The organism is Geobacillus sp., assembly GCF_017515625.1.
In the GTDB taxonomy this organism is placed as follows: Bacteria; Bacillota; Bacilli; order Bacillales; family Anoxybacillaceae; genus Geobacillus; species Geobacillus stearothermophilus.
In genome coordinates, this window is sequence record NZ_JAFWFM010000210.1 from 1 (window position 1) to 10,116 (window position 10,116).

The window sequence follows — 10,116 nt, forward strand, 5'->3', positions numbered from 1 at the left end:
CTTTGTCCGTATTGTTTGCTTGTCCTTCGTATTGAATTTTCACTTTCATGCCATCGGTACCTTTCATATTTCCGTGACATTCTAGTAACCATTCACCCGGGCTATTGGCGATAAACTCAATGTCGTAGCGCTCACCCGGAGCAATACTTAAAAGTTCATCTTTGATTGGTTGCGGATCTTTTAACGGCTGCCCGTCAGTTGCGACAATTTTAAACTCATGACCATGCAGGTGAAGTTTGTGGGCCATGTATCCTGCGTTTACAAGGCGAAGCCGCACCTTTTCGCCTTTCTTCACTTTTAAAGGTTTGACAGCGGAACCGCTTTTCCCGTTAATCGTGAAAATATCATACATCTTCATATCATGGCCCATGCTGTTCATATCCATTTGTTGATTATCAGAGCTATTTCCATTATTCATATTACTATGATCCATGCCGCTCATATTCATGTCCATATGGCTTTCGGCGTCCGGGTCGCTCATCCATTCATCTAATACAAGCGTGTAATCTCGATCGACTTTTTCTTCATTTTTCGGTTCTACGATTAATGTACCGTATAATCCCTTGTCCACTTGCTCGGCGCTTTTTTGATGGGAATGATAAAAATACGTTCCCGGCACGGTTGCTGTAAATTCATACGTAAACGTTTCACCCGGTTTAATGGCGTCCATCGTGACACCCGGTACTCCATCTTGGTTATTTGGAACAGGGTAGCCGTGCCAGTGAATCGTGATCGGTTCTGGCAATTCATTTTTTAAAACAATTTTCACATTATCCCCTTGCTTTACGCGGATTTGCGCACCGGGTACCGATCCATTGTACGTGTAGACCGGGAGTTTGACTTGATCGTTGATTTGTAATAACGCTTCCTTCGCAGTAAGGTGAATTTCTTTCCCGGATAATACTTCTGTATTGGTTGCCAAAGGTAATTGCTGCTTGCTCGTTTCAGCGGAAGTATTTTCTTTTTCCATATTCATGCCGGACATGTCGTGTCCCTGCATGGAAGATGGATTTGAGCAAGCTGCGCCAATCGCTGCTACTCCTGCGAAAATGGCGCCAAGCAGCCATTTTTTCATGTCGTTTTCCCTCCTTAAGTTTGTAGTGGGAGATGCAATGATATGATAAAAAATAGATGTGCAAAATGTATGGAGAAAATCGTTCAACTGAAATGTAAAAAAGGCAAGCGATTCGGATTCACCGATGTCTAACGGTGGTAGGTAATCGCCTGCCGTCCCATTTGAACCCAAGCGTCGATAAAGTCTTGTTTCGGCGCTTTTTGGTTTTTGACAGCGGTCAATGGATCATTGAAATAAATGTACTGCTCATCGTATCCCGTAATGAGCACCGCGTGTTCCCGGTACGTGATTTTGATCGGGCCTTGCGGGGTTTGCCATTCCCAAAAGGCAGAGGGAGGAAGAGGACGAAAGGTGGTGTTGGTGATCACCCAAACCGGTGTGCCTTTGGCCAAGTATGTATAGATGTTCTCAAACGATTGCCCTGTTAAGTCGATGATTTGGTTCGGCAAGTACCGCTCAGCCAACTGCTTGATCGGCTTATGGTACACGCCGTATCCAGGCTTCGATAACGTATACATATCGCCGACAAACCCTTCATTTGGGTGGCCGTAAAACACTTGGCCATTTCGCACTTGATACGGAGTAGGATTTTTCTTGATTTGTTTCGCCAACGTCATCTTATCGACGCGAATGCCGGCATGATTCAAGAGCATGGCCAAGCTGGTTACTTCGCATCCTCTTGGCAGTTCCGGAAGCTGAGACAAAAGGGGGGCGTCAATCAGGACGGATGTCCTTAGCGCTTGTTTCTTTGAAGAGGCAACTGATCGATTCGCCTCCTTTGCTTGATTGCTCGGGGACGGGTCGGTTTCTCTGCTGTTTCTGTTCTGTATGAAGGCTTTGATGGCATCGCCTATCTGGGCCGAACTTGCATAATAGGATAATGAGGCGGCCAATAGCAAGAAACAGGAAATAAACAATCCGAGCGACAGTTGATCCATCCTCCCGTTTAGAGGTCTTCTCAAGAGAACAAAACAAAGGGAAACGATGAGAAAAGTCAAAAAAAGGATAAACGCTAACAAGCCATTCTCAACTCCTTTATAACACGTGTGTGTTTTTATAGTAACAGATCGATGTGCAAAAATGGTGAAATTCACACTTTCTCCATATTTTAGCGTTAATATTATGAGAAACTGAAAATCTTGCAAGCAGTTTTCCTGAAAAAATGGAAACAGATTGTTTTTGAAACTTGATGTTGTGTATGATAGAATGAAAGTGTCTTTGTATAAATCATTTTAGTTTTAAACAAAAAGGTTTTTGGTGTTGTTTTTGAATTCTTCTTAGCAAAGTGGAGGGACAATCATCGCCATGTGCGGTTTTATTGGCTGTATTCATGATCGCCCGAGAGCGATTGAGCAAACATGGAAAACAACGTTGGTGGAGATGAACCGCCTGATTACCCATCGCGGCCCCGACGATGAGGGGTATTTTTTTGATGACTACGTGAGTTTTGGCTTTCGGCGGCTGAGCATCATCGATCTGGAGGCGGGACATCAGCCGCTGTCTTATGAAAACGATCGATATTGGATCATTTTTAACGGGGAAATTTACAACTATCTTGAATTGCGGGAAGAGCTGGCGGCGAAAGGATATTCGTTTGCGACGCATTCGGATACCGAGGTGATTGTCGCCCTTTACAGCGCGGAAAAAGAAAAAGCGGTCGAAAAGCTGCGCGGGATGTTTGCGTTTGTCATTTGGGACAAGCAAGAGAAAACGGTGTTTGCGGCGCGGGATCCGTTCGGCATTAAGCCGTTTTTTTATGCGGAGCAAGGAGACTGCACGTTTTTCGCTTCGGAAAAGAAAAGCATCTTGCTCGCTCTGGGACAGGAGTCGCTAAACGGCGATTCCCTGCAGCATTATTTAACATTCCAATATGTCCCTGAGCCGCTGACGATGTCGGCCGGCATTTACAAGCTGGAGCCGGGGCATTATCTCAAGAAACAAGTCGGAAAACCGCTCACGATTCATCGTTATTGGAAGGCATCCTTCGACCCCATTCGCCAATCGGAAGAGGAGCTTGTAAAGAAAATCCGCGATGCGCTGTTTGATTCGGTCAACGTCCATATGCGCAGCGATGTGCCGGTCGGTGCGTTTTTGTCGGGAGGCATTGATTCATCGTTCATCGCCGCCATCGCGAAACAATTCCATCCGCACCTGAAGACCTTTTCCGTCGGATTTGAGCGGGAAGGGTTCAGTGAAATCGATGTCGCAAAAGAAACGGCAGAGAAGCTTGGGGTAGACAACATTAGCTATGTCATCTCACCGCAGGAGTATATGGAAGAGCTGCCGAAAATTATGTGGCATATGGACGATCCGCTTGCCGATCCTGCGGCGGTGCCGCTTTATTTTGTCGCTCGTGAGGCGAGAAAGCATGTCACGGTTGTGCTTTCTGGCGAAGGGGCGGACGAGCTGTTCGGCGGTTACAACATTTACCGCGAACCAGAGTCGCTGCGGCTGTTTGTGCGTATGCCAAACATCGTAAAAGCGGTGTTGCGGATGATCGCGAAGCTGCTTCCGGACGGAATGAAAGGAAAAAGCTTTTTGGAGCGCGGCACGACGCCGCTTGAAGAGCGGTATGTCGGCAATGCCAAAATCTATAGCGAAAAGGAAAAAGCGGCGCTGCTCAAAACGTACCGAGGAGGGTGCGAATATACGGCGGTGACGGCTCCGTTTTACCGCGAAACGCTTCATGACCCGCCCGTCAACCGGATGCAGTATATTGATCTTCATACATGGCTAAGGGGCGATATTTTAGTCAAAGCGGACAAAATGACGATGGCCCATTCGCTTGAGCTGCGCGTTCCCTTTTTAGACAAAAAGGTATTTGAGGTTGCTAGGCAAATCGCCCCTGATATGAAGATAGCCAACGGTACGACGAAATATATTTTACGTAAAGCCGCCGAAGGCATCGTGCCGGATCATGTGTTAAACCGGAAAAAATTAGGGTTCCCCGTGCCGATTCGCCACTGGCTGAAAAACGAAATGTATGACTGGGCGAGACAGCTCATCAACGAAAGCGAAACTGATCATCTGTTCCATAAGGACGTGCTCTATCGGCTGCTGGATGAACATGCCCGCCACAAGGCGGACCACAGCCGCAAGCTGTGGACGGTGTTGGCGTTTATGGTTTGGCATCAAGTGTATGTGGAAAAGAAGTACGATTTTGCTTCATCCGCACAAAGCGAGGAGCGGCCAGCGTCTGTTTTGGAGGCGTAGCAGGGAAACGACAGGGCGTTCTAAGGGCGACACCTAGAACGCCTTTTTCGATGGTGCGGACAGTTTCCTTGCCTTTGGCGAAGCGAAAGAGAAAATTTGCTTTCTCCCGCTCTTGCAATTTTCCCGGTTTTGGTATATGCTTGTTCCATCAGGATGCTAAACTACTATATATTGGTTTTGAGGTCTTTTTTTACAACTACATATTGTTCTGCCAAGCAACGGTGTCCATCAGGACTTAATAGGGAATCCGGTGCGAATCCGGAACTGCCCCCGCAACTGTATGTGCGGACGAAATGGGATGGCCACTGGCGGCAAGAGCTGTTCGGCGCGCCGCTGGGAAGGCCCCAAAGTAGGACGATGCACGAGTCAGGAGACCTGCCTTGCTTGGAACGTTTCATGTTCTTCGGGGTGTGAGAAGATGAAACGATAGGGGAAAAGAACAAAGGGTTCGTCTGCCTTTTTTCGTCTGTCGTTTCATCCGCTCGCCTGCCCGAGCGGATTTTTTTATGGAAGGAGAGAAGAAACGAATGACCACATTGACGAAAACGGTCATCCTCGATGATCAAGGGAAGTCGGTTTCGTTTTCACGTGAAGAGTTTGTGTCGCTGATTGGGCAAGCCGCCGCTGGATTCGGCCGTCTGTCGCTTGATGAATACGTCGAGCGTGTTTGGCAGCTTCTTAGCCGAAAGGAGTCCGTCACGGTAGAACAGCTGCACCAAACGGCTATTTTGGAAGGACTTTCTTACATTGATGAAGAGGAGCCGGACTGGACGTTTGTGTGCGCCCGGCTGTATTTGCGGCAATTGTACCGTGAAGCGGCGCGGCAGCGCGGGTACGATGAACGCGAGCGGTATGGCGATTTCTACTCGCTGCTTGTTGCGCTGACGGAACAAGGGGTGTACAGTCCGTTCTTGCTTGAACGTTATACGAAAGAAGAAGTCGACGCCATCGGTGCGTTTCTTGATCCGGAGAAGGACAAGCTGTTTACGTACATTGGGCTGCGCACGCTCGCGGACCGGTATTTGGCGCGCGATTATGAGCGGCGGTTGTATGAATTGCCGCAGGAGCGGTTTTTGGTCATTGCCATGACGCTCATGGCGAATGAACCGCAAAAGCGGCGCCTTGCGCTCGTGAAGGAAGCGTATTGGGCGTTAAGCAACTTATACATGACCGTGGCGACGCCGACGCTTGCCAACGCTGGGAAGTCGTACGGCCAGCTGTCGAGCTGCTTTGTCGATACGGTCGATGACAGCTTGCAAGGAATTTATGACAGCAACACCGACATCGCCAATTTGTCGAAATCGGGCGGCGGCATCGGCGTCTATTTAGGCAAAATCCGGTCGCGCGGCAGCGACATCAAAGGATTCAAAGGGGTCTCCTCCGGCGTCATCCCGTGGATGAAGCAGTTGAACAATACAGCGGTGAGCGTCGATCAGTTGGGACAGCGAAAAGGAGCCATTTCCGTCTATTTAGATGTATGGCATAAAGACATTTTTGCGTTTCTCGATGCGCGGCTCAACAACGGCGACGAACGGCTGCGGACGCATGATTTGTTCACCGGCGTGTGCATCCCTGATTTGTTCATGGAGCAAGTCGAACAGCGCGGCGACTGGTACTTGTTTGATCCGCATGAAGTGCGGAAGGTGATGGGGTTTAGCTTGGAAAATTTTTATGATGAGGAAAAAGGGCGCGGGAGTTTCCGCGAGAAATATTGGCAATGCGTCAACGAACCAAGGCTGTCGAAAGAAAAAGTGCCGGCGATCGACGTGATGAAAAGCATTATGCGCAGCCAGCTCGAGTCGGGGACGCCGTTTATGTTTTACCACGATGAAGTGAACCGGCAAAACCCGAACCGCCATCTCGGGATGATCTACTGCAGCAACCTTTGCACGGAAATCGCGCAAAACCAAAGCCCGACAGTGACGAAGCGGCAATATGTGAAAGACGGGACGATCATCATTGAGAAAATCCCAGGCGATTTTGTCGTCTGCAACTTATCGTCGATCAACTTGGCGCGGGCGGTGACCGACGGCGTTTTGGCGCGGCTGATCCCGATTCAAATGCGGATGCTCGATAATGTCATTGATTTAAACAATATCCCTGTGCTGCAAGCCGGCCTGACGAACGAAAAATACCGCGCTGTCGGGCTTGGAACCTTTGGCTGGCATCATTTGTTGCGTTAAAAGGCATTCGCTGGGAGTCGGACGAAGCGGTCCGCTATGCCGACGAGCTGTATGAAACGATCGCGTATTTGGCGATTCAAGCGAGCATGGAGCTCGCCAAAGAGAAAGGGAGCTACCCGGCGTTTCCGGGGTCGGACTGGCAGACAGGCGCTTATTTTGAGCGGCGCGGCTACGAAAGCCACGGTGAATTGGATTGGGATCGGCTGAAGCAAGACGTGGCCCGCTATGGGATGCGAAACGGCTATGTGATGGCGGTGGCGCCGAACGCCTCGACGTCGATCATCGCCGGCAGTACAGCGAGCATTGACCCGATTTTCTTAAAAGTGTACGCCGAGGAAAAGAAAGATTATAAGATTCCCGTTACGGTGCCGGATTTAAACGAACAGACGACATGGTATTACAAATCGGCGTACCATATCGACCAGCGCTGGAGCATCAAGCAAAACGCCGCCCGCCAGCGCCATGTCGACCAAGCCATCTCCTTTAACTTCTACGTCGTGAACACGATTAAGGCAAAAGAGCTGCTCGATTTGCATTTGACGGCGTGGAAGTCGGGGCTGAAAACGACGTATTACGTGCGTTCGACATCGGGGACGATCGACGAGTGCGATTCTTGCGCGAGCTGACGGTCTTCCCCCAGACGTTGCCGATTCCGGGGAAAGATTCACGCCGAAGCTTAGCTGAAAGGGAGGAATGGATCATGACAATCAGCTTAGTCAAACGGCCGATTATGGATCCAGAGGCGCCGAACCGTTCGACGGGCATTATCAACGGCCGCTGCTCGAATGTGTTGAACTGGGACGATATCGCCTACCCATGGGCGTATGCGAAATATAAGCGAATGCTCGCCAACTTTTGGACGCCGTTTGAAATCAATATGGCCCAAGATGTGAAGCAGTTTCCGCAGCTGACCGCCCGCGAGCAGGATGCGTTTTTGAAAATCATTGGACTCTTGGCGCTGCTTGACAGCATCCAAACCGACTACGCCGGACGTGTCGCTGATTACATTACGGACCCGAGCATCAATGCGCTCATGATCATGCTCGCCCAGCAGGAAGTCATTCACAACCATTCCTATTCGTACGTGCTCTCGAGCCTTGTGCCGAAAGCAAAGCAAGATGAAGTATTCGACTTTTGGCGAAACGAACCGACGCTACGCAAGCGGAACGATTTTGTGACGAACGGCTACAAGGCGTTTGCCGAAGAGCCGAACGTGGAGAACTTGCTGCGGTCGATCGTCTTTGACGTTATTTTAGAAGGATTGTTTTTCTACTCGGGGTTCGCCTTTTTCTACAACCTCGCGCGCCAGCAAAAAATGGTGGCGACGAGCACGATGATCAATTACATCAACCGTGACGAGCACATTCATGTTGATTTGTTTACAAAAATTTTCAAGGAAGTGTTGAACGAATACCCAGAGTATCGGACGCCGGAGCTTGCCGATTTCGTCCGGAACACGTTTATGAAAGCGGCAGAGCTGGAAATCGAATGGGCTCGGGAAATCATTGGGAATGACATCGATGGCATCGACTTGGCTGATTTGGAAGCGTACATTAAGTTTTACGCCAACGTCCGCGCCCACCAGCTCGGATTTGACCGCCCGTTTGACGGCTACCGGACGAACCCACTCCGCTGGATTAAAGCGTATGAAGAAGTTGACCTTGGCAAATCAGACTTCTTCGAGCAAAAACCACGCCAGTATACGAAAGTACAAGTCGATAATGGGTTTGATGAGCTGTAAGGAAACCCGCGTTGGGGCATCGTCCAACGCGGTTTTTTGCCGGAAAACATGATTAACGGAGGGATTCTCGCTGCATTATACAATGGGGAAGAGAAAAGGAAAAGAGATGTTGCGGTTTGTTGTCGGACGGTAGGCTTGGGCGCCTTACCTTGGTATAATGAGAAAAAACTTGCTTTTGAATGCGAAAGGGGACGGGAGAAGTGGGGAAAAAACAGGAAATCGAACGGCTGCGCGAGCAATTGAATCAGTGGCTCGTGGAAGAGGAGCACGACAATGACGAGGTATGGCTGAAGAGGGGGAGAAGCGATTTTTCAACGTTTCGCTCAGCTGGGTTCAAGCGCCATCGCCTATAACCAGCTTGGCGACCCGGAAACGTCGCTTGCCATACTTGACCAGCTTGAAGGGTATCACGGCCCGGGACAGCCTAACCATTATGAACGGATCACCGTGACCGCCATAGATGCTGATGGCGAGAAGTACACGTGTTACACGTACGTGTACCCATCAGAACGAAAAGAGTGGCTTGAGCAACACGCCAAACTTAAAGCGTGAGTGGACGATGAGGATATAGGAGGGCATTCGATGGTGTGTATCGTTCTGTGTCGCTGGCGCGCGAGCAGCCCACCTGATGAAAGGGTGAGCTGTTTCCGTTCAGAGCATACATTGTTCGTGGCGATGTTTCGCGTCTGTTCAAAGGGAATGGCGACATCAAGGCAAGCGGTCAAACAATATCCCCGAGTCGCTCTTTTCCGTGCTGACGGCTGACGAGTTCGTCGAGCTGGCGGATTTTTTTCCACGCTAAGTCGTCGCTGATCGTTCGATAATGGTGGCGGCCGCCGGGCTCCTCGTCGGCTTCGTCGGCCCATTTGACGATGGCTTGAAGCGGCGTTCGTTTCCATTCTCCTTCTGGAAGGTAGGAATCGGTATGAAGCAAAATCGCCAGGGCAATTTCCTTAGCGTTTTGCGGATGTTCGCCAAGGCGGATCAGCAGCTTATGGGCGCGCTCGGCCCCTTTGATGGCATGGATGTCGTTTTGCCGGTATTGTTCGTAGTCCCAACGGCCGTTTTTGTACCATGTGTAATGGCCGATATCATGAAGCAGTGCCGCTTTTGTCGCCAAGTCGACGTTTACTCCGTGGCGGAGGGCAAGGTGGTAGGCATGGTACGCCGCGGTGATGGCGTGGGCGAGGCCGGATCGTTTTAAATATTTTTGCGCAATCGGATGGGCAAAGACGTCGGTTAAGGTGACCGTTCTCATAGGCATCCCCTCCGTTTTTTGTATTTCTCACCATCATACCATGGCGTAAAGAGTCAGGCAATGAGAGAAAGTAGGTGGGAGCGGTTGCATGGGAAAAAATAAGCCGATCGTGCTAAAATAGCGCTCGGCTTATTGGATTTGTGCTTGGCAGGCAAGCCGTTTGGCTGGTTGATCCGTTTTTTCGCGCTCGCGCCGCGTTTTCGGAGCGAGAAGGTGAGCGCCGGCGAGAACGGTGACCATGCAACGGCCACACGTTCCTTTTTTGCATTTGTGATCGAGCAGAACACCTTGTCCTAGGGCGGCGTCAAGAAGCGAAACGCCGGGGGCTGGCTGCACGGTGAACGTTTTCCCTTTTTGTTCGATTTGAATGACAGACGGCCGCACGGCGGACGGCCCATCGGGCTTAGGCGGCGCGGCAGAAATGGAGCGCTCCGATGGCCGGACGGCAGGCTTCAGTGAGCCGACCGTGAATGTTTTATCCATTTTTTTACACATCTCCTTTAAATTGGCTCTTCACCACAAGTTGTACTTGATCATTGAAGATCGGTGTGCATAGAGAAAATAGAGGGTACAAAAAATGCGAATTTTCCTGTATGGTAAAGGTGTCCAAACCAAACCATTGGAGGAAAATTCGCATGTACGCTCA

8 protein-coding genes, 1 pseudogene and 1 riboswitch are annotated in these 10,116 nt (G+C 50.1%); of the genes and pseudogenes, 5 read left to right on the plus strand and 4 right to left on the minus strand.

Annotated features, from left to right (window positions below; all coding sequences use genetic code 11):
• Positions 1-1,075, minus strand: a 1,075-nt coding sequence (locus IKE44_RS12205; protein ID WP_287466036.1) for a multicopper oxidase family protein, incomplete at its 3' end; no start/stop codon positions are given.
• Positions 1,076-1,203: 128 nt separating this feature from the next.
• Entirely contained in the window at positions 1,204-2,094 is an 891-nt protein-coding gene (locus IKE44_RS12210; protein ID WP_287466038.1) for a C39 family peptidase, read from the minus strand.
• A 286-nt stretch (positions 2,095-2,380) separates the two neighbouring features.
• Between IKE44_RS12210 and asnB the strand changes: the two genes are divergently transcribed.
• From asnB to IKE44_RS12235, 5 genes and pseudogenes are all read left to right on the plus strand, one after another.
• On the plus strand, positions 2,381-4,288 hold the full coding sequence (asnB, locus tag IKE44_RS12215; protein WP_287466040.1) for an asparagine synthase (glutamine-hydrolyzing): 1,908 nt from the start codon (positions 2,381-2,383) through the stop codon (positions 4,286-4,288).
• A gap of 201 nt (positions 4,289-4,489) precedes the next feature.
• Positions 4,490-4,685, plus strand: a riboswitch (cobalamin riboswitch).
• 130 nt (positions 4,686-4,815) lie between these two features.
• Positions 4,816-7,097, plus strand: a pseudogene (locus IKE44_RS12220) (ribonucleoside-diphosphate reductase subunit alpha).
• 74 nt (positions 7,098-7,171) lie between these two features.
• A complete protein-coding gene (locus IKE44_RS12225; RefSeq protein WP_033015786.1) occupies positions 7,172-8,212 on the plus strand; it encodes a ribonucleotide-diphosphate reductase subunit beta in 1,041 nt (346 codons plus the stop codon).
• 200 nt (positions 8,213-8,412) lie between these two features.
• The gene (locus IKE44_RS12230) at positions 8,413-8,565 is read left to right on the plus strand and encodes a hypothetical protein (protein WP_231107640.1); all 153 of its coding nucleotides are present in this window, start codon (positions 8,413-8,415) and stop codon (positions 8,563-8,565) included.
• 31 nt (positions 8,566-8,596) lie between these two features.
• Positions 8,597-8,764, plus strand: coding sequence for a gamma-glutamylcyclotransferase (locus IKE44_RS12235; protein WP_227412717.1), 168 nt, complete (start codon positions 8,597-8,599; stop codon positions 8,762-8,764).
• A gap of 169 nt (positions 8,765-8,933) precedes the next feature.
• Here the strand turns inward: IKE44_RS12235 and IKE44_RS12240 are convergent, their stop codons facing one another.
• Both IKE44_RS12240 and IKE44_RS12245 read right to left on the minus strand, forming a co-directional pair.
• Entirely contained in the window at positions 8,934-9,470 is a 537-nt protein-coding gene (locus IKE44_RS12240) for an HD domain-containing protein (protein ID WP_013146000.1), read from the minus strand.
• Between the two features lie 129 nt (positions 9,471-9,599).
• The gene (locus IKE44_RS12245) at positions 9,600-9,953 is read right to left on the minus strand and encodes a 2Fe-2S iron-sulfur cluster-binding protein (RefSeq protein ID WP_049626477.1); all 354 of its coding nucleotides are present in this window, start codon (positions 9,951-9,953) and stop codon (positions 9,600-9,602) included.
• Positions 9,954-10,116 lie beyond the last annotated feature (163 nt).

Bases quoted from the DNA above. Each gene is read 5' to 3' on its own strand.
- asnB (WP_287466040.1), top strand. From the start codon at position 2,381: ATGTGCGGTTTTATTGGCTGTATTCATGATCGCCCGAGAGCGATTGAG.
- IKE44_RS12245 (WP_049626477.1), bottom strand. From the start codon at position 9,953: ATGGATAAAACATTCACGGTCGGCTCACTGAAGCCTGCCGTCCGGCCA.
- IKE44_RS12240 (WP_013146000.1), bottom strand. From the start codon at position 9,470: ATGAGAACGGTCACCTTAACCGACGTCTTTGCCCATCCGATTGCGCAA.
- IKE44_RS12225 (WP_033015786.1), top strand. From the start codon at position 7,172: ATGACAATCAGCTTAGTCAAACGGCCGATTATGGATCCAGAGGCGCCG.